Genomic DNA, 23,456 nt, shown 5'->3' on the forward strand with positions numbered 1-23,456 from the left:
CGGCGGAATGGTTTTCGCGCGGCCGTCGGACAGGGAGGCATTGCCATGGCAGATCCAGCGGATTCCGTCCGGAGGTTGCGGTCCGAACTCGCGGATGCGGTGGGCCGCGGCCGGCGAGCCCGCGGCGAAGCGAACCACCGCGCGCAGGATTTCCAAAGGCACACAAGGGAACTCGCGGGAACGAAGCCGGCGGGTGCCGAATCGGGCCGTCGGGCCGCGGCGATCGCTTACCGCGCCCGGATGGGATTGGAAGTCGAAGAGCTCGCCGAAACCGAGTCCAATGTGCGCCCGGACACCGCCGAGAACGAGTCGGCGACCGGGAAATCGCAAGAGCAAACGCCTTCCGACGGCAGCGATCTCGACTTTTCGCAAGCGCGAATCATGCGATGACCTGCGGGTTCCCCGTTCGGCGTTTACATCAGCAACGGGTTCCGAAGAAATCCAGGACAACATGGAACCGAACATGGCAATGTCTGCGTCGCAGGTTCATCAGGACTTGATGACGAGTTTGAAGGGGGTCACCCGGACATGGCTGGAATTGGTGCAGACACCGAGGCGATTCAGCAGGCGTCGGTCGACATCGACGAGGCTCGCAACGCGGTCGAGCAGGCGCTCTCGCAGCTGAGCGGCCAGCTGGAGGGGCCGGTCGCGAACTGGAAGGGCGCGGCCGCGGATGTCTTCCGCAAGCTGATGGACTCCTACGAGGAGAGCGGCAAGAAGATCCTGCAGAAGCTGGACGAGCTGGGCCAGAACGTGCAGAGCTCCGGTGCGGACTACGCGCAGGTCCAGGAGGAGCAGGCCCAGGAGATCTCCAAGATCACGAGCCTGCTCGACGGCTGAGCCGGACTTCGACCAACGCATCTTCCGAAATCTTCACCATAGGCATTTGAGGGGATAAGCAATGAGCGAGATTGCAGTCAACTTCGCTGAGCTGCAGCAGGCCTCCGACGACCTGCAGGCCGCCGCGCAGAAGATCCAGGGCGAGCTGGACGACCTCGAGGGCAAGATCCAGAAGCTGGTCTCCACCTGGGAGGGCGAGGCCGTGGCCGCCTACCAGGAGGCGCAGAAGTCCTGGGACGAGGAAGCGGCCCGCATGCAGGAGACCGCCGCGAAGATGGGCATGGCCGTTGGTGCCGCCAACGAGTCCTTCCAGGCCGGTGAGAAGAAGAACGCCGGTCGCTTCGGTGGCTGATCCCACCTGCTGAAGAGCGAGCTGCGGCCCCGGCGAACGCCGGGGCCGCAACGCTGTCCGGGGCCGCGCGGGTACCGCGCCCGGCGTTCGCTATCCTGATAGCGGCGATCTGCCAGGTCAGAAACCTCCGAGCAAGTATCGAGGACCCGTTTTGACCGGGCCAGAAGCCACCAAGTACCCTCATTCTTTGTTGTGCGGTGCGCGGCTGCAGTTCGCGCCAGCGGATCGGGCCCAGCGGGTCACGGTCCCGGCGGCGGTACTGGCGGACGTGCCGGTTCCCAGGGGAGTTCCTGCGGGACCGACCGGCGTGATCGAGACGGGCTCCGCACTGACGATTCCGACGCGAACGACGACGAGGTAGATCCGTGCGCACGTACAGCCCGAAGCCCGGCGAGGTGACCCGCGCCTGGCATGTGATCGACGCCGAGGATGTGGTGCTCGGCCGGTTGGCAACTCAGGCCGCGACGCTGCTGCGCGGCAAGCACAAGCCGACCTACGCGCCGCACATCGACACCGGTGACTTCGTCGTCATCGTCAATGCCGAGAAGGTGGCCCTGACCGGTAACAAGCGCACCCAGGCGTTCCACTACCGGCACAGCGGTTACCCCGGTGGTCTGCGCAAGCAGTCCTTCGGTGAGGTGCTCGAGAAGCACCCCGAGCGGCTGCTCGAAAAGGCGATCAAGGGCATGTTGCCGAAGAACAAGCTCGGCCGCGCGATGGGCAAGAAGCTCAAGGTCTACGCCGGCGCGGAGCACCCGCACCAGGCCCAGAACCCGCAGCCGTTCGAGATCAACGCGAAGGTCGAGAAGTGACTGACGAACTTCAGCAGGAAGAGAACGTGACCCCGGCTCCCGAGGAGACCGCCGAGGTCGCCGTCGAGGAGACCGTCGAAGAAGAAGCGGTCGCCCCGGCCCCGATCCCGGTGCCGACCGGCCGCCCGGTGCAGACCGTGGGTCGCCGCAAGGAAGCCGTCGTCCGGGTCCGGCTGGTGCCGGGCACCGGTGGCTTCAAGCTCAACGGCAAGACCCTCGAGCAGTACTTCCCGAACAAGGTGCACCAGCAGCTGATCAAGGAGCCGCTGGTCACCGTCGAGCGCGTGGAGAGCTTCGACGTGCTGGCCACCCTGCGCGGTGGCGGCCCGTCGGGCCAGGCCGGCGCGCTGCGCATGGCGATCGCCCGTGCGCTGGTCGCCTACGAGGCCGAAGACCGCCCGGCGCTGAAGAAGGCCGGCATGCTCACCCGTGACGCGCGGGAGAAGGAGCGCAAGAAGTACGGTCTCAAGAAGGCCCGCAAGGCGCCGCAGTACAGCAAGCGCTGACGCGAATTTCATCCGATCTGCGGGAGCAGTCTCGTCCGTTGTGGACGAGACTGCTCCCGCAGTCGTATGCACCGAAGGCCGGGTTTCAAACTCAATCTGCGTAGGTGGTCCCCTAGCGGAACCTCAGACGCCCCTCGATCCGGGATCCCCGACTCGTGTATGCGTCGGGGCTTCCTCCCGAGGAGACGTCCGAGAACCCGCCGGTGGTCACCTGATTGCGTGGGTCAAGCGGCTTCGCCGCTGCAAGGACAAGAACTCGACGTGGCGCGTCCGGTCGCGCCCCGCGGAGTTTTCCGCGTCACACGAGGAGGACGTGCTGCTGATGGCTCGGTTGTTCGGCACCGACGGGGTGCGCGGGTTGGCCAACGCCGATCTGACGCCGGAGCTGGCGATGTCGGTGGCCGCTGCGGCGGCACGCGTGCTCTACGACCGGGACGATTCGCAGCGCCGGGTGGCGCTGGTGGGCCGCGACCCCCGCGCCAGCGGCGAGATGCTGGAGGCGGCGGTCACGGCGGGCCTGACCTCGGCCGGCGCCGATGTGCTGCGGGTCGGCGTGCTGCCCACCCCGGCCGTCGCGCACCTGGTCGCCGAGCTGGGCGCGGACTTCGGCGTGATGATCTCCGCCTCGCACAACCCGATGCCGGACAACGGGATCAAGCTGTTCGCGGCCGGCGGGAACAAGCTCCCGGACGCCGTCGAGGACGAGATCGAGGCGCGCCTGGACGAGCAGGTCGACCGGCCCACCGGGGCCCAGGTCGGCCGCGTCCGCGATGTCCCCGACGCGGTGCGTCGTTACGTCGATCACCTGCTGACCGCTGCTCCGCAGCCGCTCGGTGGGCTGAAGGTCGTCGTGGACTGCGCCAACGGCGCGGCTTCGGTCGCGGCACCGGAGGCGTACCGCCGGGCGGGCGCCGAGGTGATCGCGATCAGCGCCGAGCCCGACGGCATCAACATCAACGACGGCGTTGGCTCCACCCACCTCGAGGTGCTGCAGGCGGCGGTGCTCGAACACGGCGCGGACCTGGGCATCGCGCACGACGGTGACGCCGACCGCTGCCTCGCGGTGGACGCCACGGGCGCCGCGGTGGACGGCGACCAGATCATGGCGGTCCTCGCGGTGGCCATGCACGAGACCGGCGAGTTGACCGAGAACACGCTGGTCGCGACCGTGATGAGCAACCTCGGCCTGCACCTGGCGATGCGCGAGCAGGGTGTGGCGCTGCGCACCACGGCCGTCGGCGACCGGTACGTGCTGGAAGAACTGCGGGCCGGCGGGTTCGCGCTCGGTGGCGAGCAGTCCGGCCACGTCGTGCTTCCCGGCCACGCCACGACCGGCGACGGCCTGCTCACCGCGCTGCGGCTGATGGGCCGGATGGCGGCCACCGGCTCCCCGTTGGCGTCGTTGGCCAAGGTCATGCGGCGGTTGCCGCAGGTGCTGATCAACGTGCGGGTGGCCGACAAGGCCACGGTGTGCGCGGCGGCCGACGTCGCGTCGGCGGTGGCGGCGGCCGAGGCGGAGCTCGGCGACACCGGCCGCATCCTGCTGCGCCCGTCGGGCACCGAGCAGCTGGTTCGGGTGATGGTCGAGGCGCAGAGCGAGGACCGAGCGCAGGCGGTGGCCGAGCGTTTGGCCGAACTTGTTGCTTCAATCCGGTGATCTTGTGATTTTGATCTCTCGTGGCGACGCGATCTGTGAGACCCTGCTCACATGGGTGCCATCGTTGTCGCCATGGTTGTCGGGCTCGTCGCTGTCGGGCTCGTCGTCGGTATCGTGATCTTCTCCGCGCTCGCGCTGGCCGGCATGAAAGCCGTCAACGCCGCGCACGAGAGCAGGTCGTGGTTCATCAACCGCAGGCGGAGCTGAGCACGAGCCATGCGCGGACAACTCTTCGGTGACCTGCTGATCGTCCTGGTGGTACCCCTGGTGCTCATGGTCCTGGGCGCATTCGTGTTCGCCGTCGTGCTGGCGCAGGGCTGGGGCCTGCCGTTGATCCTCGAGGGCGGCGTCCACTACTGACCGCCGGCTGAGCCCGCGCGGTGTGATCCGGGATCATTCGGTGCCGTGATCTCCATCGATCTGCGGCTCGTCGTTCTGCTGCTCGGCCTCCTGGCGGCCATCGGCCTCATGGTGGTCCTGATCGTGCTGTTCCGGGGGCGGCGCTGAACTTCGGCGTCGCCGACCCGTCGACGCGGTGCGCTCCGATAGGTTCGAGCCGAGCGATTGGAGGCCGTAGTGATCTTGTCGATCCTGATCGTGATCGTGCTGAGCGTGATCTTCGGTGCCGGTGGCGGCGCGGTCGTCGCGCTGATCATGAAGAGCAAGGCTCCTGCGCAGCAGCCGATGCCGCAGTTCCCGCCGCAACAACCGCAGCCGCCGATGCAGCAGCAGTTCCCGCCGCAGCAGGGCTTCGGGCAGCCGCCGCAGGGCCCTTACCAGCAGTGAATCCGCGACGGCGCGAAGAGGAGGAGCGGTGCATCTGATCATCGCACTGGTGGGCAGCCTGATCTTCGGCGGCGGCGCTGGTGCGCTGACGGCGATGCTGATCCTGAAGAGCGGCAGCGGCGCGCAGCGGCCCGCGCCGTTCCCGCAACAGGGCTTCACCCCGCAGCCGACGCAGGCGCCGCAGCAGCAGTTCCCGCCGCAGCAGGATTTCGGGCAGCCGCCGCAGGGGCCGTACCCGCCGCAGTGATCGACTTCTCGCTTCGCGGATGCAAGCACCTCGCCGGATCTGCCGTTTCGCCTCGGGGAACCTGTCAAGATGAGGAACCGGTGAGGCACACGTGCCGTCACACCCCTGGTGCGACGTGCGCGACAGGTCCGGTGAAGGGGGCACGATGAGTGGGGCGCAGACCTCGGGGACCGACATCTCGAAGGCGGCCAATGCGTTCTCCGACGGTGCCGGGTCACTCAAGGAGCAGGCCAAGAAGGCCACCGATACGAAGCTGACCGCGGAGAAGTTCGGCAAGAAGTTCCACGAGGCCGGCAAGGCCTACAAGGACGCGTTGGACAAACTGGGGAAGAACATCGAGTCGTTCGGCGAGCACGGCTCGAAGCTGTCCGAAGACTTCTCGGCGACCGCGAAGGAATACCAGGCCAGCGACGAATCGGGTGCCAACGAGGTCGGGAAGGTGCAGGCCTGATGGCGGACGAGAAGAAGGAAGAGGAAAGCAGCTTCGGCGAGGAGTTCGGTTCCGTCGTCGGCGGCATCCAGGGTGGCATCACCGGCCTGGTGGCGGGCCCGGCGGGCGCCGTGGCCGGCGCGAAGATCGGCTCGGAGGTCGGGGAAGCGGTCGGCGGGGCCGTGCAGGACGCGGGCGAATGGGTCGGTGAGACCGTCGCCGACGCAGGCAGCTGGCTGGTCGACAACGCGGGCGGCATCGCCGACACCGCGATGAGCATCGTCAACCCGGTCGGCGGCGCGCTTTTCGAGAAGATCACCGACGGCGGTTTCTCCGCGCTGCAGGAGAAGGCCAAGGCCGCCGAGGAGCGCAAGGGCAAGTTCGACGACGCCAAGAAGAAGCTCGAAGGCGGCGGCTCCGTCGGCACCTCCGACGAACTGCTCGACGACGGCAAGATGGGGTTGGACTTCTTCGAGAAGTTCCTGCCGCTGTACAAGGACTGGGCCGGCAAGGGCGCGGACTTCAAGGCCGACGTGGTCGAGCAGTACGACCAGCTCCGCGAGATCGACTTCGGCGCGTTCCGGGAGGACGCCGAGCGGCTGGGCGGCGTGCAGCAGGCGCTGCTGGACCAGAACGACTCGATGGGCCAGTCGTTCCAGGGCACCAGGCAGACCTGGCAGGGGAAGGCCGCCGAATCGGCCGAGGCCAAGGTCGGCAAGTACAGCCAGGCGGGCACGACGGTCACCAACGAGACCGAGAACATGGCCGGTGCCATCACCCCGGCCGTCGACGGCATCCAGCAGACCGTGCGCGAGTACGCGAAGTTCGTGCTGGAGCTGGGCAAAGAGATCAAGTGCGCGGGCAAGGACCCCGACGACACCAAGGACGAGATCCGCAAGGCGCGCGGCGACATCAATCTCGAGGACCTCAAGGACATCGGGATCGACGACATCTTCTCCGGTGCCTGGTCGATGATCAAGGACCAGGCGATCGGCCTGATCCTGGGCGGTCCGATCGGCGGGATGATCGGCCAGTTCTTCGGGGCCAAGGACGCCTGCGACCAGATCCGCCAGGGCCTGATCGACGACGCCAAGAAGTGGCTCGACGAGTCGTTCAAGCCCGAGATGGAGCAGAAGTACCAGTCCTTCAAGGACCAGAGCAAGTCCACTCAGGACGCCGTCCAGGCCTCGTACGACAAGATGCTGGAGGCCTCCAAGGTCAGCGACGACCCGTTCAAGGGTCTCGACGGCGACGGCGACGGCGGCGGCGGCGACAAGGGCGGCAACGGCACCGGCGGCGGTGGCAACGGAACCGGCGGCGGTGGCTCGGGCACCGGCGGTGGCGGCGGCGGTTCCGGCACCGGTGGTGGCGGCGGCGGTGGGGCGCCGGAGATGCCGGAACAGCCGGAGACGCCGAAGCCGCCGGAGATGCCGGGAATGGACGGCGGCGCCGGCGAGCAGGGCGAGCAGGAGAAGGTGACCCTCGGCGAGGGCGACGACGCGGTCACCGTGCAGAAGCCCGGCCCCGACGGCAAGACGCAGGTCGAGCTGATCGGCCCGGACGGCAAGCCGAAGACCTACGAGGTCGACTTCGGCCCGGCGGGCGGCGCTCCCGGCGGGGGCGCGGCCGACGGCGTGCAGACGATGCCCGCGCCGGGTGGGGCGCCGGGGCAGCCGCCGGTCGGCGGGCCGCCCGGTGGCGAAGGCCCGACCCAGGTGAAGGCGGGCGAGGACGGCAAGGCCGTGATCAAGGAGGGCGACCGCACCATCACGCTGGAGCGGACGCCGGACGGCCAGGTCAAGGTCAACATCGACAACGGCGGCGGGCAGCCGCCGCTGAACCAGACGATCGACTTCGGCAGCGACCCGAAGTCGCCGATCGACGCCGAGCGCATCGGGACCATGCCCGCCGACGCGGGCGGGCTCCGTCCGCCGGAGACCGGCATGCCCGCGCCCGACGCAGGCACGGGAACTCCGGAGAACGTGCGGACGATGCCCGCGGACATCGGTTCGCCGATGCCCGCACCGGACATGGGCGGCGGTCCGATGCCCGCGCCGGACATGGGTGCTCCGATGCCCGCGCCGGATCTCGGGGCTCCGATGCCCGCTCCCGACGCCGGATTCGGCACCACGATGCCCGCTTACGACACCGGGGTGGGCACCATGCCCGCGGCGGATCCGGGCTTCGGCGCGCCCGCCTTCGGCGGCGGTGTCGGCACCATGCCCGCGTTCGACACCGGTGCCGGTGCTCCGGCGGCCACCGAGGCCGCGTCGGCGGGTGCCCCGGCGTCCACCGCGCCGCAGTCGGCTGGCATGAGCTCGTTCAGCAGCCTGGGCGAAGGGGTGCAGAACTCGTTCGGCAGCGCCTCCGGCCAGCTCTTCGGCGGCCAGGACCAGCCCGGCATGCCCGGCGGCTCCGACCAGCACGGATCGACCGGCCTCGCCTCGCTGTCGTCGTCCGCCGGCGACTCCGCCAGCGGCAGCCCGCAGGGTGCCACCGGCCTGTCGTCGCTGGGCGACCCGGGTGGTGCCGGGCAGGGCCAGTCCGGACCGCAGAGCGGCCAGGGGGGCAACCAGAGCGCCGCCATGGGCGGCGGGATGATGGGCGGCATGGGCGCGATGGGCGGCGGCCACGGCGCTCAGCAGGGCGGCGACCAGGAGCGGACCAACGACAGTCCGTGGCGCACCCAGGGCCAGCTCTTCGACGACGGGGTCGATGCCTCCGGAATGCGGTTCCGGTCGGTCCTGGGCGAAGACCGGGATAGGTGAGCGTGATGGTTCTGATCAACCAGCAGGTCGCGGACGAGATCGCGACCCTGGTCGCGCGGCACCGCTACGGCGTCGAGGACAGCATGGATGCGGTCCGCGCCGCGGAAGCCGCGTCGGCGCAGAAGAACGAGGAGATCAAGGCGGCCGCGGACGAGCGCAAGCAGGAGCTCGTCGAGAAGGCCGCCAACGCCCAGCCGCCGGAGGAGGACAAGCCGCGGAACGACTGGGCGGGCAAGCGGAACGAGCAGAGCAACGAGATCAGCCTCGGGGGCGACGACGAGTTCGAGGAGGAGCAGCAGCCGGCCGCCCGGCACACGCCTCCTCCCGCACCGCCACCGCCGCCTCCGGCGGCGCCGAAGCCGGCACCGCGCCGGCGGGCGGCGTTCGACGATGACGACGACTACGAGAACCAGAGCTGGTTGAGGTAGCGCCGAAGCGAAGCCCGGGCCGGGTGCGGCCCGGGCTTTCGCGTCGTCTCGAGCCGGGCCGGGTCGAGATCGGACTCCGCCCGGCCGAGCGAGCGTTCCTTGAAAATCCCTGCGCACCAAAGGTTTCGTACCGCCGTGCCGGTTCGGCGGCGGATTCGTCCAAACTAGACGGTGCCCGTGATCGGGTGATCGCTTCGGGTGGTCGCCTATTCTTTCCGGGTGAATCCGCAACAGCCCGACCCGTCGGGGCAGCCGCAGTACCAGCCCCAGCAGCCGCCGGCTCCGCAGAACCCGCAGGGACAGCCTGTTCCGCAGGCCGGGCAGCCCGTTCCGCCGCCCGGACAGCCGGTTCCCCAGGCGGGGCAACCGTTTCCGCAGCCCGGGCAGGCTGTTCCGCCGCCGGGACAGCCGTTTCCGCAGCCCGGTTACCCGGTTCCGCCGCCGCCGAAGAAGAAGAGCCGCGTCGGCTGCATCCTGGCCGTCATCCTGGTCTCCATTCCGATGCTCCTGATCGGGCTCGTCGGCGGTGGCTACCTCTACTTCCGGCACCAGCACGTCACCGAGCCGGCCGGGCAGGCGCCGAGCGGCGAGCCGATGGTCTCCGAATGCGACCTGCTGAGCGAGAAGACGCTGCGCGACCTGCACACCACGAACTTCGTCAGCGGCGCCGTCGGCGAAACCAGCTTCACCTGCATGTGGCGCCCGACGAAGGGCAAGGACGGCACCAACGAGCGCTACCTGGACATCAACGTCGCCGACTACGCCGACTACTCCGAGCCGACCGAGGAAGCCGAGTCGAACTACGACTACGAGCGGCAGAACGTGCCTCCGGGGGCGACGCGGATCACCGACGTTTCCGGCCCGTGGGACGCCGGTTACCTGGTCGGGGACGGGGAGTTGGCCGCGGCGGAGCTGGTCTTCCGCAAGGGCACCAAGGTCGTGAGCCTCAGCTACGACGGGACCGACAAGTCCTACGGCCTGGAGGACGGCCGGATGCCGATCGAGGAGGCGGAAGCCGCCGCGAAGAAGGTCGCCGAGGAGATCGCGCCGAAGCTGTGAGTCACGCCGCGGCGAGGTCGCCGCGGCTGTGCTCGTGATCGATGCGGCTGCCGCCGATGTCGGCGGTCAGCAGCGCCTCGCCGCGCCGGTCGCCGGCCAGCGTGCGGAGGAAGAACGCGGTGAGCAGGGCCTTCGTGACGCGCTGCGTCGCGTACTCGGGCTTGCCGTGCAGCAGCAGCTGGGTCCAGTGCCGTCCCTCGGTGAAGCCGAGGTGGCTGGCCTTCTTCACCGTCCGCAGCTGCACCGGGCCGCCCCAGGCCCGGGCGATCGGCTCGGCGTTGGCCACCGGCGGCGCCAGCAGGTCCTGGCCCGCGGCGATGTGCAGGCCGGGCACCTCGACGCGGCTCGCGGTCTCGAACGCCGACGGCATGGTCTCGGCGGCGGCCAGCGTCGCGACCGAGCGGATCCGCGGGTCGTCGGCCGCCGCGAGCACCGCGCAGCCGCCGCCCATGGCGTGCCCGGCGACCCCGAGCCGCTTCTCGTCGACGCTGATCTCGCCCTCGCCGAGCCGGACGCCGACGCAGATGTCCAGCGCGGTCCGCAGGTCCGCGGCGAACAGCCGGTGCGATGCGAACGCGCCGCGCTGCGAGCCGGGCGCGGCGACCACGATGCCCCACGACGCGAGGTGCCGGAGCAGGCCGAGGTACCGCCGGGGCGGCTGGAGCCAGCCGTGCCCGAACGCGACCGCCGGCAGGCCGAGCCCGCTGCGCGGCGTGCAGACGATGCCGGGCAGCCCGACGAGGGCGAGGTCACCGTGCAGGACGTCGTGCGGTCCGCGGCGGGACAGCTCTTGGAACGCGTTCTTCGCGGAAGGGGCCTTCTTGGCAGTGCGCGCCATGGTCAGCAACCGTAGCGGACCTGCTCATGCGCGCGCGGTAGCCGCCACGGGAGGGGTTCGCCGTTCCGGCTGACGCGAACAGGTTCAGACCATGTGGAGTAGCTACGCTGGGCCGAGTGTGCGGCATCGTTGGTTACGTAGGACATCGCCAGGCGCTCGAGGTCGTCCTCGGCGGACTCCGGCGACTCGAGTACCGGGGTTACGACTCGGCCGGGGTTGCGCTGCTCGACGGCGAGGGCGGCCTCGCGGTGGAGCGCGCCGCGGGCGCGCTGTCGAACCTGGAGAAGCGCCTCGCCGAGGTCGACGGCAGCAAGTTCGCAGGTCACAGCGGCATGGGGCACACCAGGTGGGCGACCCACGGCGCGCCGACCGACCGCAACGCCCACCCGCACCGCGACGCCAGCGGCCAGGTCGCGGTGGTGCACAACGGCATCATCGAGAACTTCGCCGCGCTGCGCGCCGAGCTGGAAGCGGCGGGCATCGAGATGGCCAGCGACACCGACACCGAGACGACGGCGCACCTGGTCGCCGCCGCCTACGACGACGGCCCGACCGCCGGTGACCTGACCGCCAGCGTGTGCGCGGTCGCCCGGCGCCTGGAGGGCGCCTTCACCCTGGTCGTCACGCACGCCGCCGAGCCCGGCAAGATCGTGGCCGCCCGCCGGTCGTCGCCGCTGGTCGTCGGGGTCGGCGAGGGCGAGCACTTCCTCGCCTCCGACGTCGCCGCGTTCATCGAGCACACCCGCGACGCCGTGGAGCTCGGCCAGGACCAGGTGGTCACCATCACCCGTGACGGCTACCGGGTGACCGACTTCTCCGCCGCGGACGTCGAGGCCAAGCCGTTCACCGTGGACTGGGACCTCTCGGCCGCCGAGAAGGGCGGCCACGACTACTTCATGCTCAAGGAGATCGAGGAGCAGCCCGAGGCGCTGGAGAACACGCTGCGCGGGCACTTCTCCGGCGGCGGCATCGTGCTCGACGAGCTGCGGCTCACCGAGCAGGACCTGCGGGACATCGACAAGGTCTTCGTGGTCGCCTGCGGCACCGCCTACCACTCCGGGCTGCTCGCCAAGTACGCCATCGAGCACTGGTGCCGGGTGCCCGTCGAGGTCGAGCTGGCCAGCGAGTTCCGCTACCGCGACCCGGTGCTGGGGCGGGACACGCTGGTGGTGGCGATCTCCCAGTCCGGCGAGACCGCCGACACGCTGGAGGCGGTGCGGCACGCGCGCACCCAGCGGGCGCGGGTGCTGGCGATCTGCAACACCAACGGCGCGCAGATCCCGCGCGAGTCGGACGCGGTGCTCTACACCCACGCCGGGCCGGAGATCGGCGTCGCGGCGACCAAGACGTTCCTGGCGCAGGTGGCGGCGAACTACCTGGTCGGGCTGGCCCTGGCGCAGGCGCGCGGCACGAAGTACTCCGACGAGGTGGCGCGGGAGTTCGCGGAGCTGTCGGCGATGCCCGACGCGGTGCACCGCACGCTGTCCACGGTGGAGCAGGTGCGGGAGCTGGGCCGGGAGCTCGCCGACGCGAAGGCGGTGCTGTTCCTGGGGCGGCACGTCGGCTACCCGGTGGCGCTGGAGGGCGCGCTCAAGCTCAAGGAGCTCGCGTACATGCACGCGGAGGGCTTCGCGGCGGGTGAGCTCAAGCACGGGCCGATCGCGCTGATCGAGGAGGGCCTGCCGGTGGTCGTGGTGATGCCGTCGCCGAAGGGGCGGGCGTTGCTGCACTCCAAGCTGGTCTCCAACATCCGCGAGATCCAGGCGCGCGGCGCCCGGACGATCGTGATCGCCGAGGAGGGCGACGACGAGGTCCGGCCGTTCGCGGACGAGCTGGTCACCATCCCGGCGGTGCCGACGCTGCTGCAGCCGCTGGTGTCGACGGTTCCGCTGCAGGTGCTGGCGGCGGAGATCGCCCGGGCCCGCGGCTACGACGTCGACAAGCCCCGGAACCTGGCCAAGTCCGTCACCGTCGAGTGATTCTCGCCGGGCCCCGAGCCCGGATCGGCGTTTCTGACGGCAATCCGGCCGTGGGTCTTCTGGGCTGCTAGCGCGACCCGGAAGGCTCACGGCCGGAGTCGTCAGCGGAAACCGCGCGGCTTGCCGGAAGATCGGATGCCGACGGGCCGCGCGAGGCAGACTGTGCGGCGATCGCCGACTGCGAGGAGGACGCGATGCACGGAGTGTGGACGCCCGACCAGATCCGCGCCGCCGAGCAGCGGCTTTTCACCAGGACACCGGAGCCCGCGGTGATGCGCCGTGCCGCGTACGCCGTCTCGGTCCACACCGCGCGGGTCCTCACCGAGTTCACCGGCGGCGTCGCCGGTCGCCACGTCACGCTGCTCGTCGGCGCCGGCAACAACGGCGGCGACGCGCTGTGGGCCGGGGCGTTCCTCCGGCGCCGCGGGGTCGGCGTCACGGCGGTGCTGCTCGCCCCGGAGCGGGCGCACGCCGCGGGCCTCGCCGCGCTGCGGCGAGCCGGCGGCCGTGCGGTCCCGGCGGAGGGTGCGAGCCCGGACACCGCGGGGATCGGGGCGGAGTCCGCGGATGCGGTGGAGCGCGCCGATGTGGTGATCGACGGGATCGTCGGCCTGTCCGCGCGCGGTCCGCTGCGGCCGGTGGCGGCGGAGCTGGTGCGCCGGGTCGAGGTGCCGATCGTCGCGGTCGACCTGCCCAGCGGCGTCGATCCGGTCACCGGCGCGGTCGATGGCCCGGCGGTGCTGGCCGACGTCACGGTGACCTTCGGCGGGCGCAAGCCCTGCCACGTGCTGGGCGCCGGCGCGGTGCACTCCGGGGACGTCGAGGTGATCGACATCGGACTGGCCGACGACCTGCCCGATCCCGAGCTCTACCTGCTGCAGGACGCCGAGATCGGCGCGGGCTGGCCGGTTCCGGGCCCGACCGACGACAAGTACAGCCAGGGCGTGGTCGGGGTCGCCGCCGGATCGGCGACCTACCCCGGCGCGGCGGTGCTGGCCAGCGGGGCGGCGGTGCAGGCGACCGCGGGCATGGTGCGCTACGCCGGTCCCGCCGCGGACGTGGTGCGCACGCACTGGCCGGAGGTGGTGGCGACCGGTTCCGTCAGCGACGCCGGGCGCGTGCAGGCGTGGGCGGTGGGGCCGGGCATCGGCACCGGGGCCAGCGGCCGCGACGTGCTGCGGCACGTCCTGGATTCCGGGCGACCGGTGTGCGCGGACGCCGACTCGATCACGCTGTTCGCCAACGACAGCACGCTGTGGGACGCGCGCGATCCGGATGCGCCGCTGGTGCTGACGCCGCATGCGGGCGAATTCGCGCGACTGGCAGGTGGGGAACCCGGCGAGGACCGGGTCACCGCGGCGCGGGACGTCGCCGCGCGCTTCGACGCGGTGGTGCTGCTCAAGGGCAACACCACGATCGTCGCCGCGCCCGACGGCCGGGTGCTCGTCAACGACTCGCGGCACGCCTGGCCGGCGACGGCGGGCTCCGGCGACGTGCTCACCGGGTTGATCGGCGCGCTCCTGGCCAGCGGTGTGGAGCCGTGGCTGGCCTGCGGCTACGCGGCGCACGTCCACGCCCTCGCGGCCGACCTCGCCGCGCACGGCGCCCCGGCCCGGAACCCCGAGGAGGTCGGCGCCCCGATCGGGGCCTCTGCGCTGCTCGCGGCGGTCCCCACGGCGATCCGAAAGGTCCGCGAAGCGGCGCTGTCCTGAGCCGCTGAGCGGCCCGCCGTCAAGGGCCTTGGTGAGCTGCGAAAACACTGCCGTGTTCGCGGCCGGGGCCGTGCGAGGCGGTGTCCGATTCCGCCTAGAATCGGACATGTCAGAAGCATTGCTCCGGATCGTGGAAGTTCTCCCGTGGTGAGCGGGGAGATTTCGGCGGACGTTCATGTTCGGCGGGGTCGGTTTCGCGGCGGTGCGATGCGGCCGATCGGGGAGGGTGCCGGGCTCCGGTACCTCGAGAGGGGCATCGGAGTGGTGTGCGACCATGTGCCTGCCATGAGTGACCAGCCCGCGTACCGCGCCGACCTGCGCATCGACGTCGACGCGATCCGCCACAACGTGAGGGTGCTCTCGGCGCGTGCCCGCGATTCGGGTGCCCGCACGATGGCCATCGTGAAGTCCGACGGCTACGGTCACGGCGCCCTGACGGTCGCCGCCGCCGCCCTAGAATCGGGCGCGGACCAGATCGGCGTCGCCTCCATCGGGGAAGCCCTGAAGCTGCGCGCCGGCGGCATCACCGCCCCGGTGCTGTGCTGGCTCTACGTCGAGGACGACGACTTCGGCCCGGCCGTCGCCGCGGACATCGAGCTCTCCGCCGCCTCGCAGGAAAGCCTGCGCCGGATCGTCGGCGCGGCCGAGCAGCAGGGCCGCGTCGCCCGCGTGCACCTCAAGATCGACACCGGGCTGTGCCGCAACGGCTGCCCGGCCGAGCTGTGGCCCGCGCTGGTGGAGGACGCGGCGAAGGCCGAGGCGGACGGGCACGTCGAGGTCGTGGCGGTGTGGTCGCACCTGGCGTGCGCCGACGAGCTCGACCACCCCTCGATCGACCGCCAGGCCGAGCGCTTCGGCCTGGCCTACGAGCAGGCGCGGTCGGCGGGGCTGAACCCGATCCGGCACCTGGCGAACTCGGCGGCCGTGCTGACCCGCCCCGACCTGCACTTCGAGCTGGTCCGGCCGGGCATCGCGGTCTACGGCCTGGATCCCGTTCCGCAGCACGGGGATCATGACCTGCGCCCGGCCATGACCTTCCGTTCCTCGGTGACGTCGACCAAGCGCATCGCGGCGGGGGAGAGCGTCTCCTACGGGCAGCATTGGACGGCCGAGCGGCCGACGAACATCGCGCTGGTGCCGGTCGGCTACGCCGACGGCGTGCCGCGCACCCTGTCGGGCCGGATGTCGGTGTGGCTGGCCGGGAAGCGGCGGCCGGTGGTCGGCCGGGTGTGCATGGACCAGCTGGTGGTGGACCTCGGCGACGACCAGGTCGCGGACGGTGCCGAGGTGCTGCTGTTCGGGCCCGGCGACCGGGGCGAGCCGACGGCCGCCGAGTGGGCCGACACGATCGGCACGATCCACTACGAGATCGTCACCGGCATGTACCGGCCGCGGGTCACGCGCACCGTCGTCGACGCGCTCGTGAGCGTTGATTCCGGTTCTTACCGGAACGACCACTCACGACAGGGGCTGCCGTGAAGCCGGTCTGGCAGGCGCTGGCCTGGACGAGCGGGGTGCTCGGCGCCGCGATCACCGGCGCCGCGGTCGGCGTCGCCGCGCGCAGCTCGCGGATCGCCGCGCAGCGCAAGGCCGACGACCCCCACGCCGACGAGCCGCTCGGCAGGCTTCGCCCGGACCGGCAGTCCACTGTGGCCGCCGACGACGGGGTTCCGCTGTCGGTGCAGGAGATCGGGCCCGCCGACGGCGGCGAGGCGGAGCTGACCGTGGTGCTCGTGCACGGCTTCGCGCTCGACTCCCGCTGCTGGCACTTCCAGCGCCGCGACCTGCCCGAGCTCACCGAGCCGCGGGTCCAGCTGGTGCTGTTCGACCACCGCAGCCACGGTCGTTCCGGCCACTCCGCCAAGCGCAACAGCACGATCGACCAGCTCGGCAGGGACTTGGACGCGGTGCTGCGCTCGGCGGCGAGCCGGGGTCCGATCGTGCTCGTCGGGCACTCGATGGGCGGCATGTCGATCATGGCGCTCGCCGAGCAGCGCCCCGAGCTGTTCCGCGACCGGGTCCGCGCGGTCGCCCTGATCGGCACCTCCGCCGGCGCGGTCGGCGCGTCCGGGCTGCCCCGGCCGTGGCTGCACCGAGCCAATCCGGTGCCGCGCGGGCTCGCGCTGCTCGCGGACTTCCAGCCGGAGCTGGTGGAGCGCACCCGGCGGCTCGGCGACAAGCTGACCTGGACGCTGGTGCGCAACCTGTCCTTCGGGGATCGCGACATCTCGCCGAAGATCGTGGACCTGATGGCCGAGATGATCGGCGCGACCACCGTCGAGGTGGTGACCGACTTCCTGGAGACGATCAGCCTGCACGACCGCAAGAAGGCGCTGGCGGCGCTGCGGACCTGCGAGGTGCTGGTGCTCACCGGCGACGCCGACCGGGTCACGCCGTTCTCGCCGCACGCCGAGGTGCTCGCCGCGGAACTGCCGGGCGCGACGCTGGTGCGCGTCGAGGGCGCCGGGCACCCGGTGATGCTGGAGCGACCGGAGCTGGTCACCGAGGAGTTGATCGCGCTGATCCGGCGGGCAGTTGGAGGAGGAAGCGGAGAGGTGACCGGGAGTTGAGCCCTGCACTGCAGACCGTCGAGCTGCCGGCGGAGTCCGACACGTTGGAGTTCGGCCGCCGGCTGGGAGCCGTGCTGCGCGCCGGCGACCTCGTGCTGCTGGACGGGCCGCTGGGCGCCGGGAAGACCGTGCTGGCGCGGGGGATCGCCGCGGGCATGGGCGTCACCGGCTCGGTGACCTCGCCGACGTTCGTGATCGCGCGGGTGCATCGGCCGGAGTCCGGCGACGGCCCGGCGCTGGTGCACGTCGACGCCTACCGGCTGGGCGGGTTGGACGAGATCGACGACCTCGACCTGGACACGGACCTGACGGATGCCGCGGTGGTCGTCGAGTGGGGCGAGGGGCTCGCGGAGCGGCTCGCCGATGCGTACCTGCTGCTGCGGATCCGCCGCCGGGACGACGACGTCCGCGAGATCACCCTAGAGCCGCACGGCGAACCCTGGGAACCGCGGCTGGGCGAGCTCGCTGCTCGATGACGGATTTCCTGGCCGGGATCCCCGGCCCGCTCGCGCTCGTCGTCGTCGCGGTGCTGCTGTTCGCCGAATCCGGCCTGCTGATCGGGGTTTTCCTGCCGGGGTCGGGCACCGTGCTGGCGCTCGGCTGGCTCGCCGGGCAGGGCGTCGTGGCGGTGTGGCTGGCCGCGGTCTGCGCCTTCGGCGCGACGGCTTTGGGCTGCCAGCACGGGTACTTCCGCGGCCGCCGGGACGGTTTGCTGCGGCGGCAGCTGGTCAAGCGCTTCGGCGAGCAGCGGTTCGCGCGCGCGGAGTCAGCTTTGGACGGACGCGCGGAGGTGACGGTGGCGGCGTCGCAGTGCTTCGCCGTGGTGCGGACGCTGGTGCCCCGGCTGGCGGGGCACGCCAAGGTCACCCACCTGCGGTTCACGATCTGCAACGTGCCGGTGGCGGCGGCCTGGGCGACGACGCTGGTGCTGCTCGGCGCCTGGTCGGGCGAGGCCTACGAGCAGGTGCAGGCGACGGTGGGCCTGCTGGGGCTGCCGCTGCTCGGCATCGCCGCGGTGCTGGTGCTGGCGGTGTGGTGGCTCCGCCGCCGCAAGCAGCTCCGCCAGGTCTCGCAAGTGCCTTCGCCGCTTGCCGGACCTGTCTCAACCTCGTCTCAGCCGCCCGTCGGTCAACGCGAGACCTCGGACTGACGCAGTTTCAATTGAAACTGGACCCCAGTTTCAATTGAAACTGCCAGGTGCACCAGCCAGATGGTGCTGGATTCGGCGGTTTCCGTTGAAACCGTGGCGGATCAGGCCGTGTTGCTGACGCTGAGCTCGGCCGACAGGTCGTTGGCCAGGCGTTTCATCAGCGGGATGACCTCGTCCGTCGAGATCCGCGTCATCCGGCCCTCCGGGCCGGAGATCGAGATCGCCGCGCCCGCCGGCGCTCCCGGCACGGCGACGGCGTAGCAGCGCACGCCGACCTCCTGCTCGCCGTCGTCCAGCGCGTAGCCCTGCTGGCGGATGCGGCCCAGCTCCTCCTGCATCGCCTCGACCGTGATGATGGTGCGCTCGGTCTGCGGGTGCATCGTCGTGCGGGAGAGCAGCTGCGTCACCGTCTCCGGCGGCATGGTGGCCATGACGGCCTTGCCGACGGCCGTGGCGTGCGCGTCGACCCGGCGGCCGACCTCGGTGAACATCCGCATGGAGTGCTGCGAGGGGACCTGCGCGACGTAGACGATCTGCTCGCCGTCGAGCACCGCCATGTTGGACGTCTCGCCGGTGGCGTCGGTGAGCTCGGCGAGGTACGGGCGGGCCCAGGAGCCGAGCGCGCGGCTGGCGGTCTCGCCGAGCCGGATCAGCCGGGGCCCGAGCGCGTAGCGGCGCGAGGGCTGCTGGCGGGCGTAACCGTTGCTCACCAGCGTGCGGATGATGCGGTGGATCGTCGGGAGCGGCAGGCCGGACTTCTCGGCGAGCTCGGACAGTGCGACTTCACCGCCGGCGTCGGCCATCAGTTCCAGGAGCTCGAAGGTGCGTTCGACCGACTGCACCCCTCCGCCCTGAGTCGCCCGCTGCGGGCCAGTGGTCATCGCAGAACTCCCTTTCCACTGTGCTGGCTGAGCAGAGTCTAGTCCGTGGCGGGTGCGCCAGCTCATGTTGCTTCGAACGCTATATGGAAACTAACATCCACGATGCAGAAAACATAACGGGCGTACCGCTAGCGGAACGGCCGCCGCGCGCCTCGTCGGGTGCGCGACAGTCCGCCACGCGGCAAGGTGAGCCAACAAAGCCACCGTCTTGAACCCGGCAGCAGAAAGAGGTGGACTTCCCATGTCCGAAACCCCAGCAGGAGTGCAGGTGCTCGGCGGTGCCGTCGAGCGCGGGGACGAGATCCTCACCAAGGAAGCGCTCGAGTTCGTCGCCGGTCTGCAGCGCGCCTTCGGCGCCCGCCGCGACGAGTTGCTCGCCCGCCGCAAGGAGCGCCGCGCCGAGGCCACCGCCAAGGGGCGGCTGGACTTCCTGGAGGAGACCCGGCACATCCGCGAAGGCGACTGGCAGGTGGCCGCGCCGCCGGCCGACATCGCCGACCGCCGCGTCGAGATCACCGGCCCGACCGACCGCAAGATGGCCATCAACGCGCTGAACTCCGGCGCGCGCGTCTGGCTCGCCGACCTCGAGGACGCCAACACCCCGCACTGGCGCAACGTGGTCTCCGGCCAGGTCAACCTCTACGACCTGGTGCGCAAGCAGATCGAGCTGACCACGCCCGAGGGCAAGCACTACAAGCTGCGCGACGACGTCAAGCACGCCGTTCCGCTGGTGCGCCCCCGCGGCTGGCACTTCGACGAGAAGCACATCCTGGTCGACGGCAAGCCGGTGGTCGCCGCGTTCGTCGACTTCGGCCTGCACTTCTTCCACAACGCCAAGGAACTGATCAGCCGCGGCAGCGGGCCGTACTTCTACCTGCCGAAGATGGAGAGCCACCTCGAGGCGCGGCTGTGGAACGACGTGTTCACGCACGCCCAGCAGGAGCTCGGCGTCGCGCACGGCTCGGTGCGCGCCACGGTGCTGATCGAGACCTACCCGGCCGCGTTCGAGATGGAGGAGATCCTCTACGAGCTGCGCGACCACTCCGCCGGCCTCAACGCGGGCCGCTGGGACTACCTGTTCAGCGTGATCAAGACCTTCCGCGACTCGGACAAGTACATCCTCCCGGACCGCAACTCGGTGACCATGACCGCGCCGTTCATGCGCGCCTACACCGAGCTGCTGGTGCGCACCTGCCACAAGCGCGGCGCGTTCGCGATCGGCGGCATGGCCGCGTTCATCCCCACCAAGGACCCGGCCACCAACGAGGCCGCGATGGGCAAGGTGCACGACGACAAGAAGCGCGAGGCCGGCGACGGCTTCGACGGCTCCTGGGTCGCCCACCCCGGCCTGGTGCCGATCTGCTTCGAGGAGTTCGACGCGGTGCTGGGCGACAAGCCCAACCAGATCGACCGCACCCGCGACGAGGTCTCGGTGACCGCCGACCAGCTGCTGTCGGTGGCCGACACCCCCGGTGAGAAGACCATCGAGGGCCTGCGCGCCGCGGTCGACGTCGGCGTCCGCTACATCGTGTCGTGGCTGGGCGGCAACGGCGCGGCGGCGATCCACAACCTGATGGAGGACGCCGCGACCGCCGAGATCTCGCGTTCGCAGATCTGGCAGTGGCTGCACAACAGCGTGGTGCTGGCCGGTGGCGAGCAGGTCACCGCGGACCTGGTCCGCGAGGTGCTGGCCGACACCGAGAAGCAGCTGCGGTCCGAAGACGGCTTCCCGGTCGACAACCTGGGCCGGGCCGTCGAGCTGTTCGAGCAGGTGGCGGTGGCCGACGAGTTCGTCGACTTCCTGACACTGCCCGCCTACGAAGAGATCGACTGAGTACGGAAAGGCCGCGGTGAGCCTGGGGTCGTGAGCGTTTTTGGTCGCTGCAGCGGCCGAAAGCACTCACGGCCCCCTCGCCGTAGCCGAACTGGGCAGCCGGGGACGCCTCCCGGCTGCCGGACGAAGGGAGCGCAAGTGGCCAGAACCTCGCTGGAATCCACCGAGATCGCGAAGCGGCTCGCCCGCCTGTCCGAGGTGGACAAGCACATCGCCCGCACGTACCCGGGCGCGAGCGCGGCCCGCCAGCCGGTGCACACCTGCTACGTGCCGGCGAGCAAGGTCGACGCCGACACGGTGCGGCAGTGGGGACGGGAGGCGCTGGCCGCGCTCGACCGGGACGCCGCCCGGCCCGAGGACCTCGTCGAGATCCTCGGCCTGGACGAGCAGATCGCCCGGGCCGTGCACCCGCGGGTGCGGGCGAAGCTGCAGAACTCGCCGGTCGAGGACCTGCGCATCGACTTCGAGGACGGCTACGGGCGGCCCGGTGACGACGTCGAGGACGCCGACGCCGAGCGGACCGCCGGGGTGGTCGCCGGGTGGCTGCGCGACGGCGTGGAGCCGGCGAACTTCGGCCTGCGGGTGAAGTCCTTCGACACCCCGGAGCTGCGCGCCCGCTCGGTTCGCACGCTGGACGTCTTTCTCACCGCGTTGTTGCAGCAGTGGGGCAGCCTGCCCGCCGGATTCGTGCTCACCTTCCCGAAGGTCGTCGACGTCGCGCAGGTCGAGGTCTTCGTCGAGCTGCTGGAGCTCTTCGAGCAGCAGCTGGGCATGCCGGAGAAGTCGCTGCGCTTCGAGATCCAGGTGGAGACCACGCAGTCCATCGTGGACTCGTACGGTCGCTTCGCGCTGCCGCTGTTCCTGCGGGCAGGAGCCGGCCGGGTCACCGGGCTGCACTTCGGCACCTACGACTACACGGCGAGCTGCGGGCTGACCGCCGCGCACCAGCACCTCGCGCACCGAGCCTGCGACTTCGCGCGGCACGCGATGCAGGTGTCCGCCGCGGGCACCGGGGTGTTCCTGTCCGACGGCTCGACGAACGTGCTGCCGGTCGGCGACCAGGTGCACTACGGCTGGCGCACCCACTACGAACTCACCCGCCGGTCCCTGGAGCACGGCTTCTACCAGGGCTGGGACCTGCACCCGGCGCAGCTGGTGACGCGGTACGCGGCGGTGTTCGCGGCGTTCCGCGACTCGGCTCCGGCGGAGGCGGCGCGGCTGTCGGCGTACGTGTCGGCCAGCGGCAGCGCGGTGCTGGACGAGCCGGCGACGGCGCGAGCGCTGGCGGCGTCCTTCGTGCGGGCGCTGGACAACGGCGCGATCGACGCGGACGAGGTCAAGGAGATGACGGGCCTGGCGGAACCGGAGATCCGCAAGCTCGGCCGCCTCTAGGCCGGTAGGCCGCCGGTCCCCGGCACCGGCGGCCCTCATCGCGTCAGCCGCCGTAGGTCGCGGCGAAGGGCTGCGATACGTCTGCGTTGCCCGCGAAGCCGGTCACCATCAGCCGCCCGTCGTCCAGCACTGCGCCACCATTCGTCGAGACCCCCATGCCCTGCGGGCCTGAGGGGCCCGGCACTCGTTGCCAGTTCGTGCCGTCGTGCCGGAGGACGCATGGGCCGTCCGGGGCGTATCCGATCGCCCAGAGGACGTCCGGCCCCTGCGTGATCTCCCTGAGGCGGCATTGCTCGTTCGGCGTCTCGACCGCGGACCACCTGGTGCCGTCCCAATGCGCGACGAACGGGTACGACTCGCGATCCGAGGAACGGTCGCCGACCGCCCACACGTCGTCGGGCGCCACCGCCAGCACGTCTTCCAGGCTCACCCACCATCCCGGGACTTCCAGCGACGGGGACTCCTGCCACTGCCGACCGTCCCAGTGCAGTGCGGCGCCCGCCGTGCGGGCCTGATCCCCGGTGCCGACGCCTTTCAGCCCGACTGCCCAGATGTCGTTCGCCTCCGTGCCGCCGATGCCGTAGAGCATTCCGCCGATCTGCGGCACCGGAACTTCCGCCCACTCGTCGCCGTTCCAGCGCTGGACCGTGTTCCGCCCGCCTTCACCGTCCAGCTCCGGCATGAGCCCGGTGGTCCACACGTCATCGGGGTCAATCGCGGACACGTCGAACAGCTGGGTGTCGACTTCCGGCGGCGCGACCACCGGGACTTCCCGCCACTCCGCGCCGTTCCAGTGCATCGACTTGCCGTCGCCGACCACCCAGACGTCGTCGCGGCCGACCACCGTCGCCGCGTTGGTCCGCCCGATGTCCGGCGTCGGCACCTGCTCCCAGCCCTGCTCGCCGCGGCGGAACGCCAGGGTGTGCAGGTCCGGGTCCTGCTCGCGGTTCAGGACGCCGAACGACCACGCCTCGCCATCGCCTGCGGCCGCGCTCTGCAGCACTGCGTCGGCCGGTTGTGCTGGGAACGGTTCTTCCGTCCAGGCTCCCGCAGCCGAGGCGGGTTGCCCCAGCAGGAGAGCGGTCGTCGCGGCAGCGCCCGCGATTCCCAGATGCTTCACTCGGTGCCTCCTTCATCGGATTGACATCCGGTTGTCCGCACGGGGCCCGAAAACGGTTCACGCACCCGGCGTCGGGTGTCAGGAACCGTGGGGAG

The 23,456-nt window shown here is 70.9% G+C and carries 25 protein-coding genes; 22 read left to right on the top strand and 3 right to left on the bottom strand.

Annotated features, from left to right (window positions below; translation table 11 throughout):
- The first annotated feature begins 45 nt into the window (after positions 1 to 45).
- From AB0H93_RS22630 to AB0H93_RS22695, 14 genes are all read left to right on the top strand, one after another.
- The gene (locus AB0H93_RS22630; protein WP_358574983.1) at positions 46 to 390 is read left to right on the top strand and encodes a hypothetical protein; all 345 of its coding nucleotides are present in this window, start codon (positions 46 to 48) and stop codon (positions 388 to 390) included.
- A 138-nt stretch (positions 391 to 528) separates the two neighbouring features.
- Positions 529 to 840 (top strand): WXG100 family type VII secretion target, encoded by a 312-nt coding sequence (locus AB0H93_RS22635; protein ID WP_132491630.1) that lies wholly within the window; start codon positions 529 to 531, stop codon positions 838 to 840.
- A 61-nt stretch (positions 841 to 901) separates the two neighbouring features.
- Positions 902 to 1,192 carry a WXG100 family type VII secretion target gene (locus AB0H93_RS22640; protein WP_132491632.1) on the top strand — a complete coding sequence of 97 codons (291 nt, stop codon included), beginning with the start codon at positions 902 to 904 and terminating at the stop codon, positions 1,190 to 1,192.
- A 365-nt stretch (positions 1,193 to 1,557) separates the two neighbouring features.
- Positions 1,558 to 2,004, top strand: coding sequence for a 50S ribosomal protein L13 (gene rplM, locus AB0H93_RS22645; RefSeq protein WP_132491634.1), 447 nt, complete (start codon positions 1,558 to 1,560; stop codon positions 2,002 to 2,004).
- 104 nt (positions 2,005 to 2,108) lie between these two features.
- On the top strand, positions 2,109 to 2,510 hold the full coding sequence (gene rpsI / locus AB0H93_RS22650; RefSeq protein ID WP_235883929.1) for a 30S ribosomal protein S9: 402 nt from the start codon (positions 2,109 to 2,111) through the stop codon (positions 2,508 to 2,510).
- 322 nt (positions 2,511 to 2,832) lie between these two features.
- Positions 2,833 to 4,167, top strand: coding sequence for a phosphoglucosamine mutase (glmM, locus tag AB0H93_RS22655; protein WP_358574986.1), 1,335 nt, complete (start codon positions 2,833 to 2,835; stop codon positions 4,165 to 4,167).
- A gap of 51 nt (positions 4,168 to 4,218) precedes the next feature.
- Positions 4,219 to 4,374: a hypothetical protein gene (locus tag AB0H93_RS22660; RefSeq protein ID WP_165968348.1), complete on the top strand. Its 156-nt coding sequence runs from the start codon at positions 4,219 to 4,221 to the stop codon at positions 4,372 to 4,374.
- Positions 4,375 to 4,383: 9 nt separating this feature from the next.
- Positions 4,384 to 4,527 (top strand): hypothetical protein, encoded by a 144-nt coding sequence (locus AB0H93_RS22665; RefSeq protein ID WP_358574988.1) that lies wholly within the window; start codon positions 4,384 to 4,386, stop codon positions 4,525 to 4,527.
- Positions 4,528 to 4,743: 216 nt separating this feature from the next.
- On the top strand, positions 4,744 to 4,953 hold the full coding sequence (locus AB0H93_RS22670; RefSeq protein ID WP_358574989.1) for a hypothetical protein: 210 nt from the start codon (positions 4,744 to 4,746) through the stop codon (positions 4,951 to 4,953).
- Between the two features lie 28 nt (positions 4,954 to 4,981).
- Complete coding sequence (locus tag AB0H93_RS22675; protein ID WP_358574991.1) at positions 4,982 to 5,200, top strand: hypothetical protein; 219 nt, start codon at positions 4,982 to 4,984, stop codon at positions 5,198 to 5,200.
- 145 nt (positions 5,201 to 5,345) lie between these two features.
- Positions 5,346 to 5,651, top strand: a complete 306-nt coding sequence (locus AB0H93_RS22680; protein WP_358574992.1) for a hypothetical protein — start codon at positions 5,346 to 5,348, stop codon at positions 5,649 to 5,651.
- Entirely contained in the window at positions 5,651 to 8,398 is a 2,748-nt protein-coding gene (locus AB0H93_RS22685; protein WP_358574993.1) for a hypothetical protein, read from the top strand. The genes AB0H93_RS22680 and AB0H93_RS22685 overlap by 1 nt, the downstream gene beginning before the upstream one ends.
- A 5-nt stretch (positions 8,399 to 8,403) precedes the next feature.
- Positions 8,404 to 8,826 (top strand): hypothetical protein, encoded by a 423-nt coding sequence (locus tag AB0H93_RS22690; RefSeq protein WP_358574994.1) that lies wholly within the window; start codon positions 8,404 to 8,406, stop codon positions 8,824 to 8,826.
- A gap of 219 nt (positions 8,827 to 9,045) precedes the next feature.
- On the top strand, positions 9,046 to 9,885 hold the full coding sequence (locus tag AB0H93_RS22695) for a hypothetical protein (RefSeq protein ID WP_358574995.1): 840 nt from the start codon (positions 9,046 to 9,048) through the stop codon (positions 9,883 to 9,885).
- Position 9,886: 1 nt separating this feature from the next.
- On the opposite strand, the gene AB0H93_RS22700 is transcribed toward AB0H93_RS22695, so the two are convergent.
- Positions 9,887 to 10,723 (bottom strand): dienelactone hydrolase family protein, encoded by an 837-nt coding sequence (locus AB0H93_RS22700; RefSeq protein WP_358574996.1) that lies wholly within the window; start codon positions 10,721 to 10,723, stop codon positions 9,887 to 9,889.
- 116 nt (positions 10,724 to 10,839) lie between these two features.
- Here AB0H93_RS22700 and glmS point away from each other — a divergent pair, with 116 nt between their 5' ends.
- The 6 genes from glmS (at position 10,840) to AB0H93_RS22730 (ending at position 18,134) form a co-directional block, all read left to right on the top strand.
- Positions 10,840 to 12,702: a glutamine--fructose-6-phosphate transaminase (isomerizing) gene (glmS, locus tag AB0H93_RS22705; protein WP_358574997.1), complete on the top strand. Its 1,863-nt coding sequence runs from the start codon at positions 10,840 to 10,842 to the stop codon at positions 12,700 to 12,702.
- Between the two features lie 194 nt (positions 12,703 to 12,896).
- On the top strand, positions 12,897 to 14,414 hold the full coding sequence (locus AB0H93_RS22710; protein ID WP_358574998.1) for an NAD(P)H-hydrate dehydratase: 1,518 nt from the start codon (positions 12,897 to 12,899) through the stop codon (positions 14,412 to 14,414).
- Positions 14,415 to 14,699: 285 nt separating this feature from the next.
- Positions 14,700 to 15,893 (top strand): alanine racemase, encoded by a 1,194-nt coding sequence (gene alr, locus AB0H93_RS22715; protein ID WP_358574999.1) that lies wholly within the window; start codon positions 14,700 to 14,702, stop codon positions 15,891 to 15,893.
- Positions 15,890 to 16,984, top strand: coding sequence for an alpha/beta hydrolase (locus AB0H93_RS22720; RefSeq protein WP_358575001.1), 1,095 nt, complete (start codon positions 15,890 to 15,892; stop codon positions 16,982 to 16,984). Before alr ends, AB0H93_RS22720 begins: the two co-directional genes overlap by 4 nt.
- A complete protein-coding gene (gene tsaE, locus AB0H93_RS22725; protein WP_358575003.1) occupies positions 16,981 to 17,460 on the top strand; it encodes a tRNA (adenosine(37)-N6)-threonylcarbamoyltransferase complex ATPase subunit type 1 TsaE in 480 nt (159 codons plus the stop codon). Before AB0H93_RS22720 ends, tsaE begins: the two co-directional genes overlap by 4 nt.
- A complete protein-coding gene (locus AB0H93_RS22730) occupies positions 17,457 to 18,134 on the top strand; it encodes a DedA family protein (RefSeq protein WP_358575004.1) in 678 nt (225 codons plus the stop codon). Before tsaE ends, AB0H93_RS22730 begins: the two co-directional genes overlap by 4 nt.
- Positions 18,135 to 18,235: 101 nt before the next feature.
- On the opposite strand, the gene AB0H93_RS22735 is transcribed toward AB0H93_RS22730, so the two are convergent.
- Complete coding sequence (locus tag AB0H93_RS22735; protein ID WP_093265570.1) at positions 18,236 to 19,015, bottom strand: IclR family transcriptional regulator; 780 nt, start codon at positions 19,013 to 19,015, stop codon at positions 18,236 to 18,238.
- Positions 19,016 to 19,256: 241 nt separating this feature from the next.
- On the opposite strand from AB0H93_RS22735, the gene aceB reads away from it, so the two are divergent.
- The gene (gene aceB, locus AB0H93_RS22740) at positions 19,257 to 20,849 is read left to right on the top strand and encodes a malate synthase A (RefSeq protein ID WP_358575005.1); all 1,593 of its coding nucleotides are present in this window, start codon (positions 19,257 to 19,259) and stop codon (positions 20,847 to 20,849) included.
- Between the two features lie 138 nt (positions 20,850 to 20,987).
- The gene (locus AB0H93_RS22745; protein WP_358575006.1) at positions 20,988 to 22,241 is read left to right on the top strand and encodes an aldolase; all 1,254 of its coding nucleotides are present in this window, start codon (positions 20,988 to 20,990) and stop codon (positions 22,239 to 22,241) included.
- Positions 22,242 to 22,284: 43 nt separating this feature from the next.
- On the opposite strand, the gene AB0H93_RS22750 is transcribed toward AB0H93_RS22745, so the two are convergent.
- Complete coding sequence (locus AB0H93_RS22750) at positions 22,285 to 23,361, bottom strand: hypothetical protein (RefSeq protein WP_358575007.1); 1,077 nt, start codon at positions 23,359 to 23,361, stop codon at positions 22,285 to 22,287.
- Between the last annotated feature and the right edge of the window lie 95 nt (positions 23,362 to 23,456).

It is taken from the genome of Saccharopolyspora sp. NPDC050642, assembly GCF_040654735.1.
In the GTDB taxonomy this organism is placed as follows: Bacteria; Actinomycetota; Actinomycetes; order Mycobacteriales; family Pseudonocardiaceae; genus Saccharopolyspora; species Saccharopolyspora elongata.